The sequence below is a fragment of the Verrucomicrobiaceae bacterium genome, from assembly GCA_016713035.1.
Lineage (GTDB): Bacteria > Verrucomicrobiota > Verrucomicrobiia > Verrucomicrobiales > Verrucomicrobiaceae > Prosthecobacter.
Genome location: JADJPW010000001.1, coordinates 132471 through 158678, shown reverse-complemented (window position 1 = coordinate 158678; position 26208 = coordinate 132471). Strand labels below are relative to the sequence as shown.

Annotated in this window: 19 protein-coding genes; 8 read left to right on the top strand and 11 right to left on the bottom strand. The window is 59.0% G+C overall.

The window, feature by feature from the left end; all coding sequences use genetic code 11:
* Positions 1 to 8 precede the first annotated feature (8 nt).
* The 3 genes from IPK32_00645 to IPK32_00635 all read right to left on the bottom strand — a co-directional run bounded on the left by IPK32_00645 (position 9) and on the right by IPK32_00635 (position 4618).
* Complete coding sequence (locus tag IPK32_00645; protein MBK8090530.1) at positions 9 to 1271, bottom strand: right-handed parallel beta-helix repeat-containing protein; 1263 nt, start codon at positions 1269 to 1271, stop codon at positions 9 to 11.
* Between the two features lie 20 nt (positions 1272 to 1291).
* Positions 1292 to 2893, bottom strand: a complete 1602-nt coding sequence (locus IPK32_00640; protein MBK8090529.1) for a hypothetical protein — start codon at positions 2891 to 2893, stop codon at positions 1292 to 1294.
* Positions 2894 to 3223: 330 nt separating this feature from the next.
* On the bottom strand, positions 3224 to 4618 hold the full coding sequence (locus IPK32_00635) for a sugar transferase (protein MBK8090528.1): 1395 nt from the start codon (positions 4616 to 4618) through the stop codon (positions 3224 to 3226).
* Between the two features lie 73 nt (positions 4619 to 4691).
* On the opposite strand from IPK32_00635, the gene IPK32_00630 reads away from it, so the two are divergent.
* Together IPK32_00630 and IPK32_00625 are read left to right on the top strand one after the other, a co-directional pair.
* The gene (locus tag IPK32_00630) at positions 4692 to 5402 is read left to right on the top strand and encodes a type I 3-dehydroquinate dehydratase (GenBank protein ID MBK8090527.1); all 711 of its coding nucleotides are present in this window, start codon (positions 4692 to 4694) and stop codon (positions 5400 to 5402) included.
* 11 nt (positions 5403 to 5413) lie between these two features.
* Positions 5414 to 6472, top strand: a complete 1059-nt coding sequence (locus tag IPK32_00625; GenBank protein MBK8090526.1) for a D-alanyl-D-alanine carboxypeptidase — start codon at positions 5414 to 5416, stop codon at positions 6470 to 6472.
* A gap of 46 nt (positions 6473 to 6518) precedes the next feature.
* Here the strand turns inward: IPK32_00625 and IPK32_00620 are convergent, their stop codons facing one another.
* Both IPK32_00620 and polX read right to left on the bottom strand, forming a co-directional pair.
* On the bottom strand, positions 6519 to 7382 hold the full coding sequence (locus IPK32_00620) for a class I SAM-dependent methyltransferase (protein ID MBK8090525.1): 864 nt from the start codon (positions 7380 to 7382) through the stop codon (positions 6519 to 6521).
* 20 nt (positions 7383 to 7402) lie between these two features.
* Positions 7403 to 9130 carry a DNA polymerase/3'-5' exonuclease PolX gene (polX, locus tag IPK32_00615; protein ID MBK8090524.1) on the bottom strand — a complete coding sequence of 576 codons (1728 nt, stop codon included), beginning with the start codon at positions 9128 to 9130 and terminating at the stop codon, positions 7403 to 7405.
* 125 nt (positions 9131 to 9255) lie between these two features.
* Here polX and IPK32_00610 point away from each other — a divergent pair, with 125 nt between their 5' ends.
* Positions 9256 to 11775 (top strand): transglycosylase domain-containing protein, encoded by a 2520-nt coding sequence (locus tag IPK32_00610; GenBank protein ID MBK8090523.1) that lies wholly within the window; start codon positions 9256 to 9258, stop codon positions 11773 to 11775.
* 94 nt (positions 11776 to 11869) lie between these two features.
* Here IPK32_00610 and IPK32_00605 read toward each other — a convergent pair whose 3' ends face one another.
* Positions 11870 to 13150: a class I SAM-dependent rRNA methyltransferase gene (locus IPK32_00605; protein ID MBK8090522.1), complete on the bottom strand. Its 1281-nt coding sequence runs from the start codon at positions 13148 to 13150 to the stop codon at positions 11870 to 11872.
* A gap of 213 nt (positions 13151 to 13363) precedes the next feature.
* Between IPK32_00605 and IPK32_00600 the strand changes: the two genes are divergently transcribed.
* Entirely contained in the window at positions 13364 to 14884 is a 1521-nt protein-coding gene (locus IPK32_00600; protein MBK8090521.1) for a hypothetical protein, read from the top strand.
* Between the two features lie 27 nt (positions 14885 to 14911).
* Complete coding sequence (locus tag IPK32_00595) at positions 14912 to 15919, top strand: MoxR family ATPase (protein MBK8090520.1); 1008 nt, start codon at positions 14912 to 14914, stop codon at positions 15917 to 15919.
* A gap of 66 nt (positions 15920 to 15985) precedes the next feature.
* Here the strand turns inward: IPK32_00595 and IPK32_00590 are convergent, their stop codons facing one another.
* Positions 15986 to 16957: a hypothetical protein gene (locus IPK32_00590; protein MBK8090519.1), complete on the bottom strand. Its 972-nt coding sequence runs from the start codon at positions 16955 to 16957 to the stop codon at positions 15986 to 15988.
* A gap of 122 nt (positions 16958 to 17079) precedes the next feature.
* On the opposite strand from IPK32_00590, the gene uvrA reads away from it, so the two are divergent.
* Positions 17080 to 20079, top strand: coding sequence for an excinuclease ABC subunit UvrA (uvrA, locus tag IPK32_00585; protein ID MBK8090518.1), 3000 nt, complete (start codon positions 17080 to 17082; stop codon positions 20077 to 20079).
* Positions 20080 to 20163: 84 nt separating this feature from the next.
* On the opposite strand, the gene IPK32_00580 is transcribed toward uvrA, so the two are convergent.
* The 3 genes from IPK32_00580 to IPK32_00570 all read right to left on the bottom strand — a co-directional run bounded on the left by IPK32_00580 (position 20164) and on the right by IPK32_00570 (position 23548).
* Entirely contained in the window at positions 20164 to 20916 is a 753-nt protein-coding gene (locus IPK32_00580) for an SDR family oxidoreductase (protein MBK8090517.1), read from the bottom strand.
* A gap of 281 nt (positions 20917 to 21197) precedes the next feature.
* Complete coding sequence (locus tag IPK32_00575; protein ID MBK8090516.1) at positions 21198 to 22133, bottom strand: PmoA family protein; 936 nt, start codon at positions 22131 to 22133, stop codon at positions 21198 to 21200.
* Positions 22130 to 23548 carry a DUF1501 domain-containing protein gene (locus IPK32_00570; protein MBK8090515.1) on the bottom strand — a complete coding sequence of 473 codons (1419 nt, stop codon included), beginning with the start codon at positions 23546 to 23548 and terminating at the stop codon, positions 22130 to 22132. The genes IPK32_00575 and IPK32_00570 overlap by 4 nt, the downstream gene beginning before the upstream one ends.
* Before the next feature lie 15 nt (positions 23549 to 23563).
* Here IPK32_00570 and IPK32_00565 point away from each other — a divergent pair, with 15 nt between their 5' ends.
* Both IPK32_00565 and IPK32_00560 read left to right on the top strand, forming a co-directional pair.
* Positions 23564 to 23842, top strand: coding sequence for a hypothetical protein (locus IPK32_00565; GenBank protein ID MBK8090514.1), 279 nt, complete (start codon positions 23564 to 23566; stop codon positions 23840 to 23842).
* The gene (locus IPK32_00560) at positions 23839 to 24291 is read left to right on the top strand and encodes a type II toxin-antitoxin system VapC family toxin (protein ID MBK8090513.1); all 453 of its coding nucleotides are present in this window, start codon (positions 23839 to 23841) and stop codon (positions 24289 to 24291) included. The genes IPK32_00565 and IPK32_00560 overlap by 4 nt, the downstream gene beginning before the upstream one ends.
* 12 nt (positions 24292 to 24303) lie before the next feature.
* Here the strand turns inward: IPK32_00560 and IPK32_00555 are convergent, their stop codons facing one another.
* Positions 24304 to 25812 carry a DUF1553 domain-containing protein gene (locus IPK32_00555; protein ID MBK8090512.1) on the bottom strand — a complete coding sequence of 503 codons (1509 nt, stop codon included), beginning with the start codon at positions 25810 to 25812 and terminating at the stop codon, positions 24304 to 24306.
* Positions 25813 to 26208 lie beyond the last annotated feature (396 nt).

Sequence of the window (26208 nt, the reverse complement as noted above, 5' to 3'; positions counted from 1 at the left end):
TGTAGATCTCACGGCTTCAGTTCAGAATTGGCCACGCCCTGGGTGCCTTTGGGGAAGAGATTGCTCGTGAAATGCATGTCCTGTGGGCCGCTAGGGCCGCCAGCGATGATGACGGCGTATTTGTAGCGAGGCTGGCCGATGCTGTGAATGATGTTGCCAGTCACCAGAACGCTGGTGAGTGGCGGATCGTCAGCTTGTTGGCCATTGTCGAATTTGAAAGGAGAGCGTTCCTTGCCCCAGATCCACTGCGCATCACCGTGACCGAAGTCGGAGATGATGTTGTTGGCGATGATGCTGCCGCCGTCGCTGTTTTCGGCGTTCGCGGCCGCTCCAGGCATGAGCCCGATGGCCCAAAGACAGTTTTTGATGAACTGGTTGCTTGTGATGAGTACGTTACGGCTGCCATGCATGGCTTTCATGCCCATGAAAGAGTTCACGATGATGTTGTTGCTAACGATGACGTGATCTGTGTGCAGGTCGATGCCCTGGGCAGCGTTTTCGATGTGGTTGCCCAGGATTCGGGTGAGATCGCTCTTATCCGGTGCTGTGACGATGAGGCCGCTGCCTTGCTGCCAGTTATCGGTGTAGCCTGCGTCCCATGCTTGTTGGCTCAGGAAAGTGCCTTTGACGGCGTTTTTCTTCACGTAATCCCCCAGTTTGTGTTTCGCTTTGATCTCTGGGGTCGGGATCATTCGCTCCTCGATAATGCGGTTCCCCTCGATCAGCGTGCCGGTGCTGTAGCTGATGCTGAGGCCTGTGCCGTCGGTGCAGTTGAATGCGTAGCCCCATTCATGGCTCGCGGTGCGGTCATCCACAGTCACACGCATGTAGTTTTTCACCAGACAGCGGCTGATGCGGCTATTTTGGCATTCTCGCAGCATGATGGCTCCCGAGCGTGTGTGATTGTCGATCACACTCACATGGTCGATGACGAGGTCGCGGCATCCGATTGCCAAAATACCCTCGTTTTTTGTCTCCATACTCCCCTCTGGCCGTGTGAGCGTCAGATCACGGATTTCGGCCTGAGATGCATTTTCGACTTCGATGATGGGTTGATCAGCATTTTGCTGAATGATGCGCCCAGGGCCAAAAAGCCCACTGCGATCACCCCGCACACGAATTTTTGTGCTGATCGGATAATCTCCCGCTGGCACGAAAAGCATGCGGTTCGGATTCGCATCCAAAGCGGCCTGAATCGACGGATAGGCGCTGACGGACAGATCTGCCGCGGGAGCATGAGAGAGAAGAAAAAGAGCGAGGAAATAGCGCATAAGCGTGGAGTGAAAGATGATTAAGGAGCGCTTTGGCCGCGTAGAACAGCCTCTGCCACACGCAGACCGTCTGCGGCAGCGCTGATGATGCCGCCTGCATAGCCTGCGCCTTCACCAGCTGGATAAAACTGGCGAAGTCCGGTGCATTCCAGCGTATGGGCATCACGCGGAATGCGGATCGGGCACGAACTGCGTGTTTCGAAGCCCGTGAGCACCGCATCCTCACGCGAAAAGCCAGGGATGCCCCGCTCGATCTTTGGAATGGCTCGGTGTAGTGTCTCTACGATGTAATCTGGCAGCACGGGTGTGAGGTCCGTCCATGTCACACCAGGCTTATAGCTGGGCATCACTGCTCCAGGACCGGTGGAGGCTTTGCCTGCGAGGAAATCACCCAAAAGCTGCACCGGCGCACGGTAATCACTGCCGCCGAGTTTGTACGCTGCACGCTCGATGCGGCGCTGAAGCTCCACTCCGGCGAGGAGATCGTCACCAGGGAAGTCCTGCGGCCTCACATCGACCATGAAGCCCGCGTTGGCATTCGACTCCGCTCGGGCGTAGCTGCTCATGCCATTGGTGACGACCGTGCCAGGCTCTGAGCCCGCCGCCACCACCAGCCCACCGGGGCACATGCAAAAGCTGTATGCCGCGTGCTCACCACAATGGGAGACGAATTTATAGGGAGCGGCTCCGAGGAGCGGACTACCTGCCCATTTGCCATAAAGCGCACGATCCACCATCTGCTGCGGGTGCTCGATACGCACCCCGATGGAGAAGGGCTTTCGCTCCATCGGCACGGCATGACGTCGCAGCATCTCGAAGGTGTCCCGTGAGCTATGACCGATGGCAAAAATGAATGGCCCGCCTTCGATGACAGCGCCGTCTGCCAGCACCACGCCGCGCATGGCGACGTCGTCGATGACCACATCTGTCACGCGTGCCTGAAAGCGCACCTCGCCGCCGAGAGAGATGATTTCCTCCCGCAGATGCCGCACCACCTTGATCAGGCGATCCGTGCCGATATGGGGTCGTGCTTTGATCAGGATGTCCTCTGGGGCACCTGCGCGCACCATCTCCCGCAGCAGCCAGGGGATGCGTTGCTCACGGTCGCGAATCTGCGTGTAGAGCTTCCCATCCGAGAAAGTGCCCGCACCGCCTTCACCGAACTGCACATTCGATTCCGCATCGAAGTCCCACCCACGATTCCAAAAGCCCGTCACATCGCGTGCGCGGTCCCCAGCGGCCTTTCCGCGCTCCAGCAGGATCGGCTTCAAACCCGCACGGGCCAGCAATAGGCCACAAAAAAGCCCGCACGGCCCGGTGCCGACAACGATGGGCCGCGTCGTGATCTGCGTATTCGCTGTGGGTGGCTCGTAGTGCAAAGGGGATGCTATTTGCACTCGTGGATTCTTTTCATGCTGCCTTAGCACAGCCGCCTCATCCGTCACCTCGATAAACAGCGTGTAACTGAACTCCACATGGCCACGCCGGGCGTCGATGGCACGTTGCTTGATCGCGACGGAGCGCAGATCGGCCGCGCGGATGCCTAGTAGCCGCAGGGCAGCCTCACGCAGGGCGCTTTCGGTGTGATCGACGGGCAGGAGTACTTGGCTAATCTGGAGCATTTTCTGTGGAAGCAGGGGCGATCCATGCACTCTGCCCGAGTCCTCTTCAACAAACAGAAAGGGGGGCTCCTCCTGGTTCGATTTGGTAAACTTACTGCTGACAGAATCTCGGACACCTCTGAAAACCTTTATATTCCACCTGATTCCGTAAGCTATGTTGACCAATGAGGAAGTCGCGGAGTTTTCACGGACTGACACGACGCTGGGGCGTTTTTTTTACCTCACGGATTCAGGTCTCAGTTAGGAGAAGGCCGCTGCTGTAGTGCAAAGTAGGCGAAAAAGAGGGGCGACGAGTCGATCGTGATGAAGATCTGAGAAAAATAGTCTCTCTCAGCTCGCGCCTGATCCACGCAGCACGGCGGGGACGGTCTTCATGAGGATTTCCACGTCGAGCCAGAGGGACCAGTTGTCGATGTATTTAAGGTCCAGGGCGACCCATTCATCGAAGTTCTTGATGCCGTTGCGACCGGTGACTTGCCAGAGGCAGGTGAGACCGGGTTTGACGCTGAGACGGCGGCGTTGGGCGTGTTTTTCGATACGCTCGATCTCATAGACGGGGAGCGGGCGAGGGCCGACGAGACTCATTTCACCACGTAGCACATTGATGAGCTGGGGGAGCTCGTCGATGCTCATGCGGCGCAGCCAGCGTCCGAATCCAAAGATGCGGGGGTCGTCTTTGATCTTAAAAACGGGGCCGTCCATTTCGTTTTGTGTCTCCAATTCTGTGCGGAGTGCCTCTGCATCGATATGCATGGTGCGGAATTTCCACATGGTGAAGCTCTTGCCATAGAGGCCAGCGCGATCTTGTTTGAAGAAGATGGGGCCACGAGAGCCGAGGCGGATGCCGATGATGGCGATTAGCCAAAAGGGGAAGGAAAGCGTGAGAAGGATGGCTGCACCGATGCGGTCGAGGGCTCCTTTGCAGAGCAGTTCCCAGGATGCTTGTGGTGTGCTGTGGAAGACGAGCATGAGCTTGCCCCCCATGACGTCAAAGGTGGGACGGGCGATGGCGGTCTGGAAGAAGTCTGCTGCGATCCAGGCCTCTACGCCGACGGTTTCACACACCTGCACAGCCTCTTCTATACGGCCAAAATGGACATGCTGCACGGCGAAGAGCACACGGCTGATGGCGTGCTCTTTGAGCACTGCCTGGAGTTCCACCGGAGGGCGCTCTGTGATGTCGAATTCATCGACGATTTCGATTTCTGCACTCTGCTCGCCACTGAGGCCACGGATAAACGATTCGATGTCCTGCCTGCCGCCTGCGACGATGACGCGGTCACGGCCTTTGCCGGTGCGGAGGCGCTTGCGCAGTTGCTCACGCTGCCAGGACTCCCGTAGGAGCAGGGCACAGGCTCCTAGCGCCACAGCAAAGATGACTACTGCTCGGCTGGGCACGTCCCAGCGCAGGAAGACCACACAGACTCCCACAAACATGCCGATGATGACCAATGCCTCGATCATCTGGCGAATGCTGCGCCCTAGTGTCTTGTTGTAGATGTTGGAGTAAAAGCCGCGTGCCTCCAGTGCGATGGGGGTGAAGAGTGGCACGATGGCCAGCACCCAGTAGAATTCCTCGAAACCGGGAATCGCGGGTACGTCATGCATGAAGATCGGCACGACGCGATCTCGCAGGTAGTGGCTAAACCACAGGCAGAATGCCAGAATCGCGGAGTCGAAGATCTCCGTGAGCTGCAAATTGATTTCCTGCTTTCTGCCGAGCATAAATGAGTCGAAGTAGAATCCGTTAACGATTAGAAATTACTTAGTGTTCTCGAAATTATAGTCAATCTAGCTCATGCCACAACTCCTTTCATCGAAAAACCTACTCCTTTCATCCCGCCCCCTCGCCGTGGGTGTGGTGGCCGATCAGGATGCCCTGGAGCGCTTGATGGAAATGCCCGTTTCTGACCGCGATTCTCTCTGTGATGTCGTGGAACTGCGACTCGATCTGTTGGGGCTCTCTGCCGCAGATTTACGTGCTCGTTTGGCTGGAAACACGCTCCCGCTGCTGCTCACCGCCCGTCATCCGGCGGAGGGGGGGCAGGCACCAGAGGACCCAGTGGCTCGTGCGGCGATGTATGAGCCCCTTTTGGACCTAGCAGCCCTGATCGACATCGAGCTGCGCAGCGCCCAGGAGATGAGCACGACGATTAAGAATGCCCACGCGGCGGGTGCCTTTGTGGTGGGCTCCTTTCACGACTTTCAGATCACGCCGAGTGATGAAGTGCTCTCTGGTGCCATTTCCTATGGCCAGCCAGCCGGTGTGGATGCGGTGAAAATCGCGACTTTCCTGCAATCGCAGGAAGATCTGATCCGCCTCATGAAATTGGCCGCTGCACCGAACCGGCAGCGCCTCTCGGTGATGGGGATGGGGCCATGGGGGCGTGTTTCGCGGCTAGTTTTGGCAAAATGCGGCAGTTTGCTCAATTACGGCTATATCGGAAAGGCGAACGCTCCTGGCCAATGGCCCGTTGCCGAGTTGAAAAACCTTCTTCAGCAGCTTTGATCCCCGCTCCGATGCCATTCCCGCCATTCCATCACCGCGCTGTCCGCTTTCTGACGGCTTTTGTGCTGCTCCTTTTCACCGTGGGCTGTGATGACCCAAAGCGTGAGCAGCAGCTCCTCTGGCGTGAGGAGGAGGCCGCCGCGAAGCTCATTGCCGTAGCTCAGCGTGAGGCGGATTTCGCCAAAGAAAAACACGCAGTGGAGGAGATGCGCACCAACATCCTCGCCAAGGAGAAAACCGTCGAATTGCTGCAAAAGCAGCTCTCCGATGAGATCGAGAAAACACGCCGTGTCCGGCAGGAGATCGAGATTCGGAATCTGCGTGGCCCTATCCCACAAATACATGCCGAGCGCTGCATCGTGATTGATGCACGCGGTGAGGATGTGCTCTTTGAAAAGAATGCCGATAAGCGCGGTCCTATCGCCAGTACCACGAAGGTCATGACCAGCGTGCTCGTGGTGGAAAATGGGAATCTCGATAACATCGTCACCGTCGAAAAGAGCGATACGCAGTGCTCACCCGTCCGACTCGGCCTCAAAGAGGGAGAGAAATACTCCCGCAGACAGCTCCTCACCGCCATGATGGTCAAAAGCAGCAATGACATCGCCCAGGCACTCGCTCGCGATCACGCTGGCTCGCTCGATGCCTTTGTGACGAAGATGAATGAGAAGGCGGCTGCACTAGGCCTGCAAAACACCCATTTCATCAACCCGCATGGCCTGCCAGGCCTCAATCCAGAGGACCAACCTTACTCCACCGCACGCGATCTGGCCGTGATCGCACGAGCAGCAGATCAAATGCCCGACATCCGCGAGATCGTGAGGCTCCAGACCTACAAGTTTAAAAAGCCCGATGGCAAAGTCATCGACCTCGCGAATACGAACCGCGTCCTGCGCACGCTAGGCGACTGCGACGGCATGAAGACCGGCTTCACCGAGGCCGCTGGCTACTGCCTCATCGCCACCGGCGAGCGCAATGGCCGCCGCCGCATCGTCATTGTCCTCAATGACACGGAGTCCAGCGTGTGGCGAGATGCGCAGGCACTGCTCGATTGGGCACTGAAGGCGTAGTCGAAATCAAGCGGGCTGTTTTCAGCGTCCGCTCCTCCATAAAAGCTCACACCTTCCGCCACAGCAGCGCAAGAAAGAGCGGGAACTCTTTGCGAGCACGATTCTCTGCGCGTGCGCGGGGACCTGGCTGGCTTTCTTTATGGCTATGCCACTCCTGCAAGCCGCCGAGCATCAATCCGGCGGCGAAACCTGCCTGCGTGAGCCTTTCCATGCTGCGGTGAAAGCTCACGGTGCTCTCGCTGTCGTGCTTGCCGGGATGCATCACGATGGGGATGCTCAGCTCGCTGCTATAAGCGTCGATGCGGCGGTATTGGATTTTTCGATCGTCCTCAAAACCCCAGGCACTCTGGCGTGGGATGCGGAAGGCCGGGTGATTCATTACCCAGAGCATGCGCCCACCGGGTTTCAGAGCCTTCGCGGCCGCAGCCGTCACCTCGGCCAGTTTTTCCATGTTTTGCACACAGAGGATGGCTGAGATGGCATCGTACTCGCCTAGATCTGCGATGTGGGCTGCATCGCGGGCCAAGTAACGCACCGGTGGCCGCACCTGATACGTCTTGGCCTTCTGGATCAGGGTAGGGGAGGCATCCACGCCTGTGACCTCAGCGCCCTTTTGCGCCAAAGCACGGCAAAAGACACCCTGGCCGCAGCCCAGATCCAGCGCACGCTCCCCGCGCTGTACCGCGAGCAACTGAAGCGCCTGCGGGATCACCACCGCCTGATACAGCTCCGAGCCACGCTCTCCGATGATGCGGTCATACCAATCGGCCGATTTCTCCCAGGAAGTGCGATGCTCCCGCAGTGGATGAGCGCCGCTGCTGCTTGCAGCACGTTGCGGCTGCGGATGCGAATGCTGCGCCTGTGAGCGTAAAGGGCGGCGGCGTGGTGGTGGGGGCGGCGGCGGGGGCATGCGGAGAGCTTAGGGATAGTTTACTTGCGTTTCAGTTTGAGGGCCTTTTCCACCTCCGCGAGGGGCAGGGTGTTGATGACGTCTTCACGGCGTAGCCAGCCTTTGCGGGCGGCGCGGATGCCGAAGACGACGTCCTTCAAGCCGTGGGTGCTGTGGGCATCGGGATTGATGCTGCATTTCACGCCTTTATCGCGGGCGAGCTTCCACCAGCGCCAGTCCATGTCCAGGCGCCAGCCGCTAGCATTGAGCTCGATGATGGTGCCTGTGGCGGCTGCGGCATCCAGAATGGCTGGGACATCGACAGCGTAACTCGGACGCTGGAGCAGTAGCCGGCCAGTGAGGTGGCCGATCATGGTGATGTAGGGATTTTCGATGGCTTTGATGATGCGTTTGGTCATCTCCGCCTCGGGCAGATTGAATACGTTGTGCACGCTGGCCACGGTGTAATCGAGCTGGGCGAGGATTTCGTCTGGGAAGTCGAGCGTGCCGTCTTTGAGGATGTCCACCTCACTGCCGGTGAAAATGCGGAAGCCTTCGTATTCGGCATTGAGTGCGCGGATTTCGTCGATCTGGGCCAGGAGGCGCTTTTCATCGAGGCCGTTGGCTTGGAAGGATGACTTACTGTGATCTGCGATGCCGAAGTACTGCATGCCGAGCTCCTGCGCGGCCTCTGCCATCTCACGCAGTGTCGCACGGCCATCACTGGCGGTGCTGTGATTGTGAAAAACGCCGCGCAGATTCTCCAGCTCGATGAGGCGTGGTAGTTTGCCCTGCTCGGCAGCGTCGATCTCACCAGTGTTCTCACGCAACTCAGGCTCGATGTAGTCTAGGCCGAGTGCGCGGTAAATATCCCGCTCTTCATGCACCTCTGGCAGGGCCGCGCCATCATTCGTGGCGGTGAAGCCGTATTCATTGAGCGAGAGCCCCTGCGTGAGTGCCCGCCCGCGGATGGCCACATTGTGCTCCTTGCTGCCGGTGAAGTAGGCCAGGGCAAAGGGGAATTCGGCGCTCGAAACAGCTCGTAGATCACACTGGAGGCCGTTTTCTACGTGTACGCTGGCCTTGGTGGCTCCCTGGGCGATGACATCGACCACCTGTGGTAGTTTGACGAAAGCGGCGATGACGGCCTCTGGCTGCTTGGTGGCGACTAGGAAGTCCAGATCATGCACGGTCTCCTTTCCACGCCTAAAACTGCCGCAAATCTCCACGCGTGAGGCCGCTGGATGCTCACGCAGTGCCTCCAGCATGGTCTGCACCACCGGATAGACCTGATCGAGCCGGAACTCAGAGGCGTGCTGTTCGTGAAAAGCGATGCTTTCGAGGATTTTGGCCACCGTTTTGGCTCCGAAGCCGGAAAGCGCCGCAGCGGAGCCGTCTTCGCAAACTCGCTTCAAATCGGCAATACTGCCCACTCCGAGCTGCGAGTGCAGTGCGGCCACTTTTTTCGGTCCAAGGCCCTGGATGTCAAAAAGCTCAAAAAGTGTCTCTGGGAACTCGGATCGCAGTTTTTCGTAAAACACGAGTTTTCCGGTCGTCGCCATCTCATGCAGCTTATCGCGGAGGGCCTCACCGAGGCCCTTGATGCCTGCGAGCTGGTTTTCAGCCGCCATTTTCATGATGTCGCCGCTGTAGCTCTCCACGATCTCTGCGCCAGCGCGGTAGGCCCGTGTTTTGAAGGGGTTTTCGCCCTTTAGCTCGAGCAAAGTGGCGATGCGTTCAAAGATGGCGGCGGCGTCCTGGCGTGTCATGGGATTCTGAGGCGGGTAGTGCCCCAGAATCGAGCTTCGGCAAACGACATTCCGCTTTTCCCGGCATTGCCAGCCTCTTAATCTGGCCTAACATCCGTGCCCACTAGCACCTCCACCCACTTTTCATGAAGGGATTCGATCCTGCACTCAGACCCCAGTCCAATTGGCGCGGCGAAGCCGGCCTACGACTGCCATTTTATAAGCGTGCCTGGTTCAGCGCTCTCGTCGCCCTGTTCCTTCTCGGCATCGTGGCGGTCATTGGCGTTTACAGCGTCATCATGGCCCCGCTACGAATCGAGGCGGAAAAATTCGACCTGAACGAGCTCAAAAAGCTGGAAGCCTCCAGTGTCATCTATGACCGCGACGCGGAGGAGCTGGCCCGTATCTACGTGCTCAATCGCACGCCGATCGCGATCAAGGATGTGCCGCAGCACTTTATCGATGCCTTGATCGCCCAGGAAGATAGCCGCTTCTTTCAGCATGATGGGGTGGACTACATCGGCCTCACCCGTGCTGTGTGGCTGAACCTCCGTGCTGGTGAGGTCACTCAGGGGGCCTCCACCATCACCCAGCAGCTCGCCCGCCAGACCTTCCAACTCATGGAAAAGAGCTATAAGCGAAAAATCTTGGAGGCCTTCCTTGCCCAGCGGCTGGAAAAGCACTTTTCCAAGTTCGAGATCCTGGAGATGTATCTCAACCGCATCTTCTTCGGGGCGAATTTTTATGGGGTCCAGGCCGCTGCACGCGGTTACTTCGGCAAAGACGTGAAAGAGCTCACCATAGAGGAGTCAGCCACCATCGTCGGCCTCATCAAGAGCCCGAATAACATCCAGCCCCTGAAAAACCCCGTCCGCGCCATCAAGGAGCGCAACTATGTGCTGGAGCGTATGGTCATCGAGGGCACTCTCACTCGCGATGTCGCAGAAAAGCTGAAGCTCAAGCCCATGGCCACGGCACCTCAGAGTGCGAATATGCGTCAGAGCAGCATCTTTGACACCGTCAGCTCGGAGGTCATGAATCTCATTGGCGAGGAAAAGGCCTCCATCGGTGGATTTAAAATCTACACCAGCATCGACCAGGGCCTCCAGCGTCAGGTCGAGTCCGCCATCACCAAGCACCTCGCGGAAGTCGAAAAGCACCCCGGTTACGAGCACCAGACCTACGACCAGTACAAAACCATCCTCACCGACTACACTACCAAGCTGCGCAAAGGAGAAATCGCCCCCGACACGCCCCGCCCGCGCCCCGAGTACCTCCAGGGAGCCGCCCTCGTCATGGATAACAAAGACGGCAGCGTCCTCGCGATGGTCGGAAGCCGTGATTTCGCCGACAGCCAGTTCAATCGTGCCATGGATGGCCTCCGTCCGGCGGGCACAGCCTTCACGCCATTTGTCTATGCGGCGGCCTTCAGTCAGCGCGGTGTTTATCCCGGCTCCAAGGTGAGTGCCATGCCCTTTGACAATCGCCGTGTGCAGATCGGTGGTGACGGAGGCTGGCTCGGCGAGTGGGGCACCGAAGAAGACTCTCCAAAGCACATCATGGCCGATGTCAGCCTGCGGGATGCGCTCATCCGTGGTCGCAATAGCCCCGTCATGAACTTGGGGGAAAAAGTAGGACTGCAGGCCGTGAAGGACACCGCCACCCGTGCCGGCATCTCCTCCACCCTCAGTGAGTATCAGAATCTCTTCCTCGGCTCCAGTGAGTGCCGTCTGGGTGATATGTGCCTCGCTTATTCGAACTTTCCCACTCTCGGCAGTCGCCCGCAGAAGCTCCGCGTCATCCAGCGCATCACCGATGCGCAGGACAATGTCGTCTTCCAAATCCCCGATGCCGAGCAGGCTCCCGTGCAGAGCATGGACCCCATCGCGGCCTATCAGACGCACACCTGCCTCGTCGAGGCGCTGCACACAGGGACCGGCAGCCTCGCCGTGACGGATTACAAGCTGGGGGACTTCCCCGTCGCAGGAAAAACGGGGACGCATTACGATTTCAAAGACCTCTGGTTCCTCGGCTACACCTCCAGCGTCACCTGCGGAGTATGGGCAGGCTTTGATAAGCAAAAAACCATCTACCCAGGTGCCTTCTCCAGCAAAGTCGTGCTCCCTGCTTGGACAGAAATCATCAATGCTGCCACCGCCTCGTATCCCGCCGTGGAAATAGCCCCGCCAGAAGTCGCAGAGCGTGTCGAGCTCTGCCGCCAGAGTGGACTGCGGGCCACCGACTACTGCTACGAGAAGGTCAAAGGCCCCGACGGGATCGAAAAATCCGTGCGTAACACCTACATGGAATATGTCCGCGCAGGCACGATCATCGACGGCTTCTGCTCCACCCACACCGGTGATGGACTCGGCATGGACATCGCCGCTTTCACACAGAGTGCGGCACTCGATGCAGCATCCCCCGATGCCTCATTGATCCCCGAAGGGGCCAAGTGGGCCCATGTCGAGCCGGTGCGCATGCGAGGTGTCACCGTCATCGGAGTGGACCCCTACAACTCTGCTGTGGCCACGCCCAAGGCCGCTCCAGTGAATGAAGACGGCTCCCCAGTGAAAAAAGCCATCCCAGTCGATCCTGGTGCCGAGCCCGAAGACGCTCCACCCACGCTCAAGCTCACGCCGCCACCAGCGATGAAGATCGAGCTGTGATTTGACGCACTCGGTCCTCGTGTTTTGTGAAATCCCAGTGGCGGATTGGCAACAGATTGTGCTGAGGCGGAGAATGAAATTGTAATCAGAGCCCTCAAAGCGCCACGGCCCACAGGGTCTTCAAATAGCGGCCGTCGGGGCAGTTGGACATCACAGGGTGGTCTGCGCCTGCGCCGGGGCGGTCGAGGATCTGGAGGCGGCGCTTGCTGCGGTGGGCGGCACGCATCACGATCTCCTCAAACTCTGCCACATCCAGCAGCCCTGAGCAGGAGCAGCTCACAAAGAGCCCCCCGCGCCGTAGCAGACTCAGGGCCACGACATTCATGTCATAGTATTTGTTCCGGCCGAGCTGGGCTTCCTCCGGTTCACGGGTGTGGATGAGTTTTGGTGGGTCGAGCACGACGGCGTCCCATTGCTCGCCATTCTGCTGCATCTGGCGGCCCCAGGTGAAGGTGTCACCGTGGGTCCAGGTGAGGCGGGTTTGATTGAGATCGGCGTTCTTTTTGGCCTGAGCGATGGCTTTTTCGTCCAAATCGACGCCCGTCACATCTTCGCAGCCACCGAGAACTTTGGCGGCTAGAGCGAATCCGCCCGTGTAGCAGCAAAGATCGAGCACCCGGTGCCCACGGGCCATTTGGGCGAATCGAACGCGATTTTCTCGCTGATCGCAGAAGAAGCCTGTTTTATGCCCATCCTCAAAACTCACCTGATAGCGCACGCCGTGCTCACGGATGCGGATACTGCGCGGAGCCTCATCATCAGCCTCCGGCACATCGGCTCGGCGGATGGCCTCGATGCGGGCGATGTCGGGATCGACTTCGATGACGTGCTGCTTCGTGCCCAGCCGCTCATGCAGCCGGGGTAGCCAGCGCCGTAGTCGCTGCCAGATGCCCAGGGTGGTCACTTCGATGCTCAGTACGTCCGCGTAGCGATCTACGATGAGGCCACTAAGCCCATCCCCGTCGCTGTGAATGACCCGCCAGGCATCCGAGACGTCATTGAGACGCAAGGTATTTAACCGCAGGTCGATCGCAGCCTCCAAGCGTGCATCGAGCGCCGCTTCATCGAAGTCCTCGTGATGATGATCGAGCACGCGGAGTGGTACGCGGGCCTTCCCGTTGTAAAAACCGGTGCCAAAGCGATTTCCCTCCTTGTCATACACATTCACGAGGTCGCCTGGCCCTGCATCAGGCGAGACGGCAGTGAGCATGTTCGGGTAAACGGCCGGATTGAAGGAGAAATACTTCATCTGCGCCCAGGGCGTCTTCCACGCCTCAGCGCCGGGCACCGCCATCACGGGGGCAGCAGGTGGCGGTGGGCGTCGGTGGGGACGATTCGAGCGAGAGGGATGATTGGAGCGCGGAGCTGGACGCATGCGCTTTCTATCGGGTCCGAGATTTAAAGTTCAAGGTTCAAAGTGCAGACTTCCTCGCTGGGTGCTGCATGCACAGAAGAAGGTCTTTTGATGCACCACGCAGAACTCTGCCCGCCCCTGGCAGGAGGGACATCACTGGCTTACAGGAACGAATATCTAAACGAAGACCTACGGACAGAGACGTATTGGATGGAGCACTCACCGACCGTATCCATGAAGCCCAGCGCCATTTTCTTTTCCATCCTCATCGCTTCCATGTGCTTCAGCCAAGCGGGTGAGCAGGTGTTTTTCGCTTTTGATGACCAAAACATCGCTTGGCAGCACAATTTGAAGCTGACGCTAGAGACGGCGCAAAAGCATCCAGCCAATCCAGTGCTACGCAGTGGGCCACCAGGTGCCCCGGATCATGGCCATGCCATTCTTTACGGCACCGTGATGAAGCAGGGGGGCACCTTTCGCATGTGGTATCTCGGCATGCATGAGCCAGAGATCAAAGCGGGGCAGGCACCGGGCTGGTGGCGGCCGATGTGCTATGCGGAGAGCAAAGATGGAGTGACATGGACCAAGCCAGAGCTGGGACTCGTGGAGTTCGGTGGAAATACGAAGAACAACATCTGCCTCATCGAGGGTGATCCTCATTCCATGACACGCGTGAATGACTTCCTCTCCGTGCTTTATGAGCCGGAGGAGCCAGATCCGGCAAAACGCTACAAATGTGCCTTCATCGCACACATGCCCTTTGATGAAGTGAAGGGCGGACGCAGTAAAATAGGCCCCAATGAGCGGCGCTGGGGTGCATTCGTCACAGCGACGAGTGCGGACGGTCTGCGATGGAGATGCGTCGGGGATCGACCCGTGAATGCGGGTGGCGAGCGCTTTGAAGTGAGCGGTTTGTATCGCTTTGGAGACTTCTATTATGCCACCGGGCAGCTCATTAGCCCGTGGTCATGGCGGGCAGATGGGAGTGACATCGGGCGTGACATGCTGGCATATCGCTCACCAGATTTCCTCTCGTGGTCGAAGGCGAAAGCTCTGGCCTGTGCACGGCCGGAGCAGCTCGTGAATCCGCCGGTAAAAGGCCGCCAGATGCACATGGGAGCTGGGATTTGGAACCGGGGGAATGTGCTCGTCGGTCTGCACGGCATGTGGCAGGATGCAGCAGAAGCTCCACCGAAAGGCAAGAGCTGGAATTTCGGCGTGCGAGTCGATCTGGGGCTGGTGATGAGCAATGACGGCGTGCATTTCCGTGAGCCCGTGCCGGGCTTTCAGATCATCCCACGGGGCAGGGAAGGCGAGTGGGATGATGTGGCGATCCTGCAGGGGCACGCCTTTGTGAATGAGGGGGACAAAACGATGATCTGGTACTCACACTGGGACACGGGTGGCGTGCTGGAGGATATGGACATCGGGCTCGCGACGCTGCGACGGGATGGATTTGGCTCCCTGTCGCGAAAAGTCGCGGAGGAGGAGGGGCTCTTCATCACCAGTGCCTTCGCGGCGCAGCGGATCGCGCTGAATGTGGACGGTGTAACCAAGGAGCAGCCGCTGAAGATTCAGCTTCTAGATCCATTGGACCATGTTTTGGCCGGCTATGAGGCCGAGGTAGGTGCGAATGGTGTGCGTGTGCCCATCACCTTTGCCAAATCGCTGCCCGTAGGCCAAAAAATCGCCCTCAGGGTGCATTTCCCGCCGCAGAGCATGGCGCGGGTGTATGCAGTGTATTTGGAGGATTAGGTTGCAGAATCAGCGCGGTGCGGTGTGATGCGCCGTCTCTCATTTTTTTATCCGATGTCTGAATTCCGCCCCCTCTTTCACCAGCTCAAAACGGAGCTGCAAAAAGCCATCGTCGGTTACGATGCGCTGCTCGGTGATGTGCTCATTGCGATCTTCTCAGGTGGTCATGTGCTGCTAGAGGGGGTGCCGGGCTTGGGGAAGACCTACTTGGTGCGGACGCTCTCGCAGGTGATCGGCCTGGAGCCGGGGCGGGTGCAATGCACGCCGGATTTGATGCCCGCAGACATTTTGGGCACACACATTGTGGGTGAGGACGAGCGCGGACACCGCACACTGCGCTATGAAAAAGGCCCGGTATTCAAAAACCTGCTGTTAGTCGATGAAATCAACCGCGCTACGCCCAAGACGCAGGCCGCGCTGTTGGAGGTGATGCAGGAGCGCTGTGTGACGACGGGTGGGGAGCGCCATCTGCTGCCAGAGCCGTTTTTCGTGCTCGCTACCCAGAATCCGATGGAGATGGAGGGCACTTATCCGCTGCCAGAGGCGCAGCTCGACCGCTTCATGTTTAAGATCAAAGTGCCGTTCCCAGATTTAGACTCTCTGGTAGAGATTTCCCGCCGCACGACGGGCTTTGAGGAGCCCAAACTGAACACTCTGGTGTCTGGCGAGTCGCTCATCACCATGCAGCGTGAGTTAGCGCAGATGCCGGTGGCAGATCCCGTGGCCCACTATGCCAGCCGCCTCGTGCTCGCGACCCATCCAGAGCAGCCTGATGCGCTGCCAGAGGTGCGGCGCTACGTCAGCTATGGCAGCAGCCCGCGTGGGCTCCAGTCGCTCATCCGAGGTGCCCGCGTGTGGGCCGCTGTGCATGGGGCCACCGCTGTTTCTACCGATGATGTCCGCGCCATCGCCCTCGTAGCTCTGCGTCACCGCATCATCCTCAATTTCGAAGGCGAGGCCGCCCAGGTGAAAGTGGACGACATCATCACCAAGCTGCTGGATTCTGTGAAAACACCTGCCATGCAGGCCGCCTAGCCCCCAAAAACAACAGGGAACAGCGAACAGGGAACAGCGAACTGCGAACCGAGAACCTAAAGCCCATCACGGCACGACTTCACCAGAGCCGGTATAGACCCATTTCTCGACTTTGCCGTTCTTGATGCGGGCTTGGGCCTCGGTTTCGAATTTGCCGAACATGGTCTGCGTTTCGTATTTCACATTGATGGTGAAGTAGTCCGCACCGTCGATCTTTTCCTGCTGCACATCGCCCCAGAATTTGATGTTGTCGGGTTTGATCTCGGTGACTTCGCCTGCACGCATGCTGGCGAGGAGGATGGGGTATTTGCCATCGGCGTCTTTCTCGGGCTTGCCACCACCGCTGCCACCACCGGATTTACCAGCGCCAGCAGCAGGGGCATTCTTAGCACGCTCAGCAGCCGCGAGGCGGTTGTCATGCGCACGGCGGGCTTCTTCGGTGCGGACGACTTTGATTTGCTCGTAGGCAGCGGCAAAGACTTCTTTGAAGTTCGTGTCATCCATCGCCACCTCACCGCGCATCGGGGAGCCAGGATTGGAGCCCACGATGAGATTGGTCCCATTCTGGCCCATGACAAAAATGCTGCCTCCAGCCTTCACGGCGGACTTGGCCGTGGCATTGCCGGTCTTCATAGTGAGTTCCAGGTCTTTGTTCATTTTGACCTGCTTTGGCTGGGCAAAGAAGCCTGCTGGCACGGCAGTCCAGTTTTTTGTCACTTCATCCACAGGTGGGAAAACGGGCGGCACGAAGGCATTCGGGTCCACGGGCGGGGGCTCGGGCATCACTGGCTTTGGCGCTTCGGGCATCGGCTCCGGTTTGGGCTCTGGTTTCACCTCAGCGACCATCGGCTCGGGTTTTGGCTCCGGTTTGGGCTCCGGCTTAGGAACTGGCACCACCGCCACCTCCACGTCCTTTTTCTCAGGCTTCTTATCCTCATGGCGGGTGAATTTCATGGCCTCCGCGATGGGCGGATAGGCGTATTCATAGGCCAAATAGCCGAGAGCGCCGGAGAGAAGGAGGACGAGAAGGGGTTTCATGGTGAGGTGAGTCTATGAGGACTGTGCAGGATTTCAACGGCTTTGGCGGCAAGTTCTTGGGATGCTTAATGCCTTGAACGGGGGAGGAACATCGAACATGGAGCCTCCCTATCGAAAACTGAATGAGCCAAACCGCGAACATAGAGCCGGGAACTGCGAGCCGTGAAATGATCCGCGTGCGCGGTGCACGCCAGCACAATCTCAAGAACATCGACATCGACATCCCGCGTCACCAACTGGTGGTGCTCACGGGCGTCAGTGGCAGTGGGAAGTCTTCGCTCGCCTTTGACACCCTCTACGCAGAGGGGCAGCGGCGATATGTGCAAAGCCTCAGCGCCTATGCACGGCAGTTCCTCGATCAGCTCGAAAAACCCGACGTGGATTTCATCGAGGGACTCTCCCCCGCCGTCGCTATCGAGCAGATCAATGCGACGCCGAATCCGCGCAGCACCATCGCCACCGTCACGGAGATCTATGACTATCTGCGTGTGCTCTACGCCGTCGCTGGGCAGCCGCATGATCCCGAGACTGGCGATCCACTCCAGCGCAGCACCCCAGACGAGATCGGGGCAAAAATCCTCGCTTTGGATGAAGGCACACGCCTTGTCGTGCTGGCTCCACTACCAGCAGCCAGCGCAGAGCTGCTCACACCGCTATTTGATAAGCTCCGCCGCCAGGGCTTCATCCGCATCCGACTCGATGGCGTGATCCATGAGCTGGATACTCTGCCCATGCTCTCTAAGAGCGAAAAGCACGCTGTCGAGATCGTCATCGACCGTCTCATCCTCCGCGCGGATGTCCGCCCACGCCTCATGGAGGCGATCGAGGCCGCGCTGCACTGGAATGAGCGTGAAGTGCGCTTTCTCATTCAAGAACCCAGCTCGCCGAGTTCAGAGCCCGCTGGAGCACCACAAAACGTCCTCACCTTCACCACGGCCTACACCAACGCCAAAACCGGCTACACACTCGAAAAACTCACGCCGCAGCATTTTTCCTTCAACACGCATGTCGGAGCCTGCCCGCGCTGTGAGGGCGTGGGCAGCATCCTGAAGCCCGATGCGGCGCTGCTCGTGCCAGATGAGTCCAAATCGCTCGCCAACGGCGCGATCAAGTCCTGGTGGGCGAAAATCCCCAAGCTCAAAATCATCTTCAATCGCGGCATTGAGGCCCTCGCAAAGCATTACGCCATCGACGAAAAAGCCCCCTTCGCCAAACTGCCCGCAGAATTCAAAGAAGCCCTCTTTCATGGCACTGGGGCCATCACCATCGACACCGGATGGCAAAAGACCGCGAACAAAAAGAGCCTCGAAAAGCCCTTTGAAGGCCTGCTGGCCGAAATCGCCCGCCTGCACCGCAACGCCGAGAGCGAAATGCTCAAAGCCAACCTCACCCGGCTGATGACCGCGCAGCCCTGTCCATCGTGTGAAGGGAAGCGATTGAGAAAAGAAAGCCTAGCCGTCAGGCTGAGTTCTTCGTTCTTGGTTTCTAGTTCTTTGTTGGAAACCAACACCAGAGGCCATGACAATGTACAAGGGGCAGGCTTAAACATTCATGAATTCACCAGCCTCGACATCTCGCATGCCTTGCAGTGGCTGAATGCACTCGAAGTCACCGATCAGCAAAAAGCCTACGTGGGGGAGCTCCAGCGAGAGATTCGCAATCGGCTCGAATTCCTCGAACAAGTCGGTTTGGGCTACTTGGCGCTGAATCGACAGAGCGGCACCCTTTCTGGCGGCGAGATGCAGCGCATCCGCCTCGCCACCCAGATCGGCGCGGGGCTCTCCGGTGTGCTCTATGTGCTCGATGAGCCCAGCATCGGCCTGCATCCTACCGACAACGAACGACTCATCCGCACGCTCACTCGCCTGCGAGACTTGGGGAATAGCGTACTCGTCGTCGAGCATGATGAGGCCATGATGCGTGCCGCCGATCACCTCATCGAGCTGGGACCCGCCGCTGGCCCCCATGGCGGCCATCTCATCGCCCAAGGCACCCCCGAAGAAGTCATGGCGAACCCAAATTCGCTAACCGGGCAGTTTTTGAGCGGCACACGCCGCATCGAGGCCAAAACGCAGAATCAGATCGAAGACCGCAGTGAGAAGAAAGAGAAGCAGCCTCTATCCTCTCCCCAATCCGCCCTCACCATCCATGGCGCAAGTGCCCACAATCTCAAAAACCTCACGGTGAGCTTCCCCATCGGTCGCTTCACCTGCGTCACAGGTCCCAGTGGCAGTGGGAAGTCCACTCTAGTCGATGACATTTTGATGCGGGCCCTACAGCGGCATTTCTACAGCGCCAAAGAGGTCCCTGCCGCGCATGATCGCATCACAGGCCTCGATTTGATCGACAAAGCCATCATCATCGACCAGTCGCCCATCGGTCGTAGTCCGCGCAGTAATCCCGCCACCTATTGCGGCGTCTTCACGACGATACGCGAGCTCTTTGCCAAGCTGCCGCTCGCACGCCAGCGTGGATATGATGCAGGTCGCTTCTCCTTCAATACACCAGGTGGGCGCTGCGAAAAATGCCAGGGGGATGGCCAGCTCCAGATCGAAATGCACTTCCTCCCCGACGTGCACGTGACCTGCACCGCGTGCCAGGGTCGCCGCTTCGGCCAGGAGACGCTAGAAATCACCTTCAAAGGCAAATCCATCGCCGATGTGCTCGAAATGACCGTCAGTGAAGCACACCGCTTCTTCGCCGCCAACATGCAGATCACCGCGAAACTCAAGGCGCTAGAGGATTGCGGGCTCGGCTACATCAAGCTCGGTCAAAGTGGTGCCGCACTCTCCGGCGGCGAAGCCCAGAGGGTAAAGCTCGCCACCGAGCTAGCGAAGCGCAGCACGGGAAAAACCCTCTACCTCCTCGATGAACCGACCACGGGCCTCCACAGTGCAGACATCCAGACCCTGCTCGATGTGCTACTGCGTCTGCGTGATGCGGGGAACACCCTCATCATCATCGAGCACCATCTAGACATCATCCGCCATGCTGATCACATCATCGATCTAGGCCCCACTGGCGGACAGGCTGGCGGCCACCTACTCGCCGTAGGCCCTCCATCAGAGATCGCTGCAAATCCAGCAAGCGTGACAGGGCGATTCCTGCGTGACCTATTGTAGCCACGTCGTGGAAAAACGAGCCTTTCCAAGCTCCGTAGCCTGTGGATGAAATGCATCAAATGGCGATAGAAAGTGTATTGCGCCTCAATACGTCGCACGACCGCCCGAGAGGTCAAAGACAGAGCCCGTGGTGAAAGAGCAATCCTCGCTGCATAGCCAAGCCACGAGAGCTGCGGCCTCCTCTTTTTTGCCAAAGCGATTCATCGGAATCTTCGAGAGCATGTAGTCGATATGCTGCTGCGTGCATTGCTTCAAAATATCCGTCTCGATCACGGCAGGCGTGATGCAATTCACCAGAATGCCAGCCGTGGCCAATTCCTTGCCGAGAGACTTCGTCAGAGCCACTACGGCGGCCTTGGAGGCGCTGTAATGGGAGGCGTTCGGATTGCCTTCCTTCCCCGCGATGGAGGCGATGTTTACGATGCGTCCATAACCACCTGCGATCAGGTGCGGAACGACTGCACGGCAGCAGTGAAACGGGCCGTGGAGATTGATATCGACAACGCGGCGCCAATCAGCTGGATCGAGCTCCCATGTCTTCGCGTTGTTTCCGGCGATGCCAGCGTTGTTGACCAAAATGTCGATTTTTCCGAAGGCTGCGAGCGTGGAGGCCGTGGCAGCCTCCACCGATGCGAGTGAGGTCACATCCACTTGAGCAGTGTGGACGGCCCCCAGGGCAGAAAGCTCAGCTTTGGCCTCCCCGAGTGCTTTTTCATCCACATCCCACAGGGCGACTTTTGCACCAGATTGGAGCAAGCGGGTGGAGATAGCATTCCCGATGCCACGGGCACCGCCAGTGACGATGGCGACACGGTTTTTGAGGTCGATTTGATTCATAGGAGCAGATTAAACGAGAATGGACTGATTCCTTTTTCGCCTTCGACGCCGCAAAAGCGTGCGTCAAGGCTCATCACACCATCTCCACTGAGCTCACATGCCAAGCGTTTGTGAAGCACGGTCGCAGTGCCAGTCTGACGTACTAGGCTGTGTTTGAAAAACATCTGGGGCGCTTGAAAGCAGCGTCAGCAGGGTAGCCATCTCACGGAGCGAGATGGCCACTTTGCTTCGCCTGGGCGAATCGGGCACGTTTTCAGACACTACCTTGCTAAAAACACCGCTTACTTCTTTGCCTTTGGCTTCGACTGCTCGGAGGCTTTGATGGTCAGCGGCGGCACAGGCTCGCTTTTTCCAGCGAAGGCATTCCACGCGCTCTGAAAGGCAGCCGCATCACGCACGTCGCCTTCGGCGATGAGCCATTGGTAGCGGAGTTTGAAGGGAGCCTCGGCAGTCGCTTTGCCTTTGAGGAACATGCCGAAGCGACCGTAGTCGCGGTAGGCGGAGGTGGCGGTGTCCTTTGGATTGTCGGGATGGTTCAGGATCACGACGGTGAAGGTTTTGCCCTCCACGGTGAAGATTTCGGCAGCCCAGGGGAGGTCGCGGACTTTGTGGGCGTCGATGTTTTCGCCGGGGAAAACATACGTCGTCGTTTTCGTGTCCACGAGTTCGCTCGGGCGGAACTGAGCACCCGCGTGTTCGGGGTCGCCATTCATGTCGGCCTCGCCGGACACGGTCTTGATGGCGCTGTTCATTTCGATGCCGAGGTAGAAGGGCTTCGCGGGCGTGGTGAAGCTGAAGCGGCGTTCTTCGGTGAGGAAGGGCGCGGTGGTGTCGCCCTGCCAGTCGATGTGGGCAGTGAAAGTGTTTTCGCCGGGCGTGACCTTCGTCACGACCTGATCGCCCTTCTTCATGTGCCAGCGATCATACGATTTGCCGTTGTAGCCAATCTTGCTGAAGCCGAGGAAGATGCCGCGATGGTGCGTGAAGTTGAACCCCGCGCCTTTCGTGAGCCGCGTGGAGCCATCGGCGCTGAAGACGTGCATGTAGGGCTTGTAGGTCTCGTGATGCTTCTCCGGCGTGCTGAGATCATTCGCCATCATGAGCTTCGCCACGACCTTGCCGCCATTCGCTACGGCGACGTGGTCTTTTTCAGCGACGGTGATGTCGAAAGCGAAGGATGGAAGGGCGAGTGCGAGGAAGAGGAGGGTGTTTTTCATGAGAGGATCTTTTTGATGACTTTGGCTCCTTCGACGCCGCTCAGCCTTGCATCAAGCCCTTGGAACTTGAAGCTGAAGGCGTCGTGCTGGATGCCGAGCTGGTGCAGCATGGTGGCGTGGAGGTCGTGGACGGTGGTGATGTTTTCCTGCGCGGCGTAGCCGAGATCGTCGGTGGCGCCGTAGGTGATGCCGCGCTGGATGCCGGCACCGGCGAGCCACATGGACATGGCTTTGTTGTGATGATCGCGGCCGATGGGGCCTTTGTTGCCCTGCGCCATCGGTGTGCGACCGAATTCGCCGCTGAAAACGATGAGCGTGTCGTCGAAGAGGCCGCGCTGTTTCAGGTCGGTGATGAGGGCCATGCAGGCGCGATCCACTTCTTTGGCGCGGAGTGGCAATTCCTCGCGCAGGAGGCTGTGGTGGTCCCAATCGCGATGGTAGAGCTGGATGAAGCGCGTGCCGCGTTCGGCGAGTCGGCGGGCGAGCAGGCAGTTTGACGCGAAGGAGCCGTCGCCGGGCGTGCAGCCGTAGAGTTCGAGCGTTTTCGGGCCTTCGGGACGGATGTCCATCAGCTCCGGCACGCTGGCCTGCATTTGAAAAGCCATTTCATACTGCGCGATGCGCGTGGCGATCTCGGGATCGTCGCAAATGGCGGCGTGCTGTTTGTTCAGCGCATTAATCGCGGCCACATCGGCTCCTTGGCGCTCGCGGGTGACTCCATTTGGACTCGTGAGATACAAAACGGGATCGCCCTGCGAGCGGAGTTGCACGCCTTGATACTTCGACGGCAAAAAGCCGCTGCTCCACTGCCGCGCGGCGATGGGTTGCGGCGTGCGGCCTTTGCCGGTGGACACCATGACGACGAATCCGGGCAGATCCTCCGCCTCGCTGCCGAGGCCGTAGGTGATCCATGCGCCCATGCTCGGACGGCCGGCGATTTGAGCGCCGGTGTTCATGAACATGTGCGCCGGGTCGTGGTTGATCGCGTCCGTGGTCATTGAGCGCACGAGGCAGAGGTCGTCCGCTACGCTGCCTAGATGCGGCAGCAGCTCCGAGAGCTCCATCTGGCTTTCGCCGTGTTTCGCGAAACCAAACATCGGCCCTTTGCACACCAATTTCTGTCCCTGCAGTTGCGCGAGTTGCTGCCCCTTCGTGAATGACTCCGGCATAGGCTTCCCATCCATTGCCGCGAGCTTCGGCTTGTAATCAAACAGCTCCAACTGCGACGGTCCGCCCGCCATCGTGAGCCAGATGACGCGTTTCGCTTTTTGCGGCAGCGGCAGTTTGCCCAGCACTCCGCGTGAGGCGGCACCAAGCAGCCCCGGACTCATCAGCGAAGCCAAAGCGATGCCGCCGAGACCTTGCGAGGTGCGGCCGAGAAAGGCGCGGCGGGTGTGGAGAAGCGGGGAGGTCATGAGAGTAGAAGTGGCTTGCTGAAAGGCGTGATTTTCGCCATGATCCTGCCAATGAAGACCAAAACGCTTGCCAAAAAAACTGCCCGCCGCCGTTCCGTGGCATCTCCCCCTGTTCGCGTGATCAAGTCGACCGCACACCCACGGGTGAAGATTTTGGCAGGGCCAGCGCCGGATGATTTTCTCGCCCAGTTGGAGCTTTTGCAGAGGCCTTTTCGTGCGCACGGTGAATTGGTCGCGGCCTCACGGGAAGAGTCGGATCTGCTGGCCCGCATGATCGCCGGAGAGGCTGCATGATTTACGCCGACACCAATTTCTACACCAATATCCTGGTGGACCTCTCTGACAGCCAAGAGGCCCGGAGACTTCTTCCCACCGCGCACGACATCCTGCCAATCACGCGGCTGTTGCGTCTGGAGATCGCCAATGCGCTCCAGCAATGCCTGTACATGGCCCGACACGGGGCACAAGTGCTCCGCATCACGCCCGAGTATGTTTCCGCAGTCCGGGCACAATTTGCGGACGAAGTCAGAACGGGCAGGCGCTTTCAAAACTGTCCATTGGATGATGACACCGTCGAACAGGTGTTTATGCAGCTTAGTGATCGCCACACCGCGAAAGAAGGCTTCCGCACCTATGACATCCTCCACGTCTCCTCCGCGCTGGTGCTGGGGTGCGACACGTTTTGGAGCTTTGACGCCAAGGCGAAGAAGCTGGCGCGGTTGGAGGGTTTGAAGGTGAACTGAGCGATTCATGACTCAGCTCCGCGTGACCGTTTCGTGCAGATTCAGCAAGACGCGGGCGACATGCGTCCACGCGGCGAGTTCGGGCTTGTTCAAAGTGGCGGGGACAGGTGCAGCGCCGGTTTGGAGCAGGGCTTCGGCGGCGACAGGGTCCGTTTGGTAATCGGAGAGGTGTTTGGTGAACAAGGCGGAGAGCGTCTTGATTTCGTCGGCGCTCGGTGGGCGCTGCAAAGCTTGCTGGAAGGCCCAGGTGATGCGTTTTGGGGCATCGCCATCACTTTGGAGGATGCGGGCGGCGAAGGCGCGGGCGGCTTCGACGTAGGAGGGGTCGTTGAGGAGGACGAGGGCTTGCTGGGGGATGTTGGAGCGATTTCGCTCGGCGGTGCATTCTTCGCGGCTGGGGGCGTCGAAGGCGAGCATGGCGGGATGGGTGAAGCTGCGCTGCCACCAGGTGTACATGCCGCGACGATACAGGCTCTCGCCGCTGTCGTTCTGCCATTCGCGGGTGGGGAAGTTGAGGTTTTCCCAGTATTTGGCGGGTTGGTAAGGTTTGACGCTGGGGCCGCCGATTTTCGGCACGAGCAGGCCGGAGATGGCGAGGGCGTTGTCGCGCACGAGTTCGGCATCGAGGCGGAAGGCGCTCTGGCGGGCGCATTCGCGATTATACGGATCAGCGGCGGTGAGTTCCTTCGTGGAGGTGCTGACCTGCTGGTAGGTGTGGCTGGTGACGATGAGGCGGATCATGTGCTGCATGTCCCAGCCGCTGTCCATGAACTCGCAAGCGAGCCAGTCGAGCAGCGCGGGATTCACGGGCGGCTCGCCTTGAGCGCCGAGGTCGTCGAGCACCTTGCTGAGGCCGGTGCCGAAGAACTGCTTCCACAGGCGGTTCATGACGTTGCGGGCCGTGAGCGGATTCTCTTTGGAAACGAGCCACTGGGCGAGATCAAGGCGCGTGAGGTCGCGGCCTTCGATTTTTGGCTTGGGCAGGTAGCTGGGCAGCGCGGCCTTCACGACTTCGCCGCTTTCGTTCATCCAATCGCCACGCGGAAGGATGCGCACGGTGCGTTTCGCGGTGTCGCTGACGGAGACGATGCACTTCGGCGCGGCGGCCTCGAAGTCGGCCTTTTCTTTTTCGGTGGTGGAGAGCTGGGTGCGGAGCGCGGCGAGTTCGGGTGCGATCTGCTTATAGGCTTCGGCGAGTTTTTGTTTTTGCGACGCGGTGCGTTTGTCGGCGGGTGCTTTGAGGATGTCGGCGATCTCTTTGGCTGGAAGCGCGATGGCCGGTGCGCGGATGGGCGCGGCGGCGGCGGTGGTGTTGAGGCGGAGGTTGGCGATCTCGTGATTGCCATCATGCGCAAAGCTTAGCGTGAGGGTGACGACAGCCTGCGCATCGGCATGTGGCTGAGCGAGTTCGAGGTAGAGCGACTGATCTGCGCCAGTCGCACCGAGCACGGCCCAGCCGTTGAGTTTTTGATCGGCGATGCCGTCGATGGTGTTCTTCGCGGGGAAAATTCTTCTGCTCAAAGGTGGCGCTGGCGTGGGCGATCGGGAGTTTCTCCTGCTTGTTTTTGTTTCCGATGCTCAAAGCGACCTCGCTGAGGGCGAAGTTGCCATTCGAGGCGAGGCCGATGCCGGGTGATTTTTCCTTCAAGGCATCGAGGCGGATGCCGGTGGTGCCTTTCGGGAGCTTGGTGGTGATCGTGTAGGTTTCGGTGCCGTCGTTTTGCTTCCTCTCTTCGCGTTTTTTGTCGATCACGCCGCGCACGATGCCGTCTTTGTCGGCTTTGAGGGTGACGTTCTTTTTCACCGAGGCCGCGGTGAGCGGCTTCAACGGCTGCCACGTGCTCTTGGTGGTCACGGCCTCCAGCGCCTTCTTTTCCCACTCGGATTGCGCGGTCGCGAGTTCCGGGCGTGGCTTGG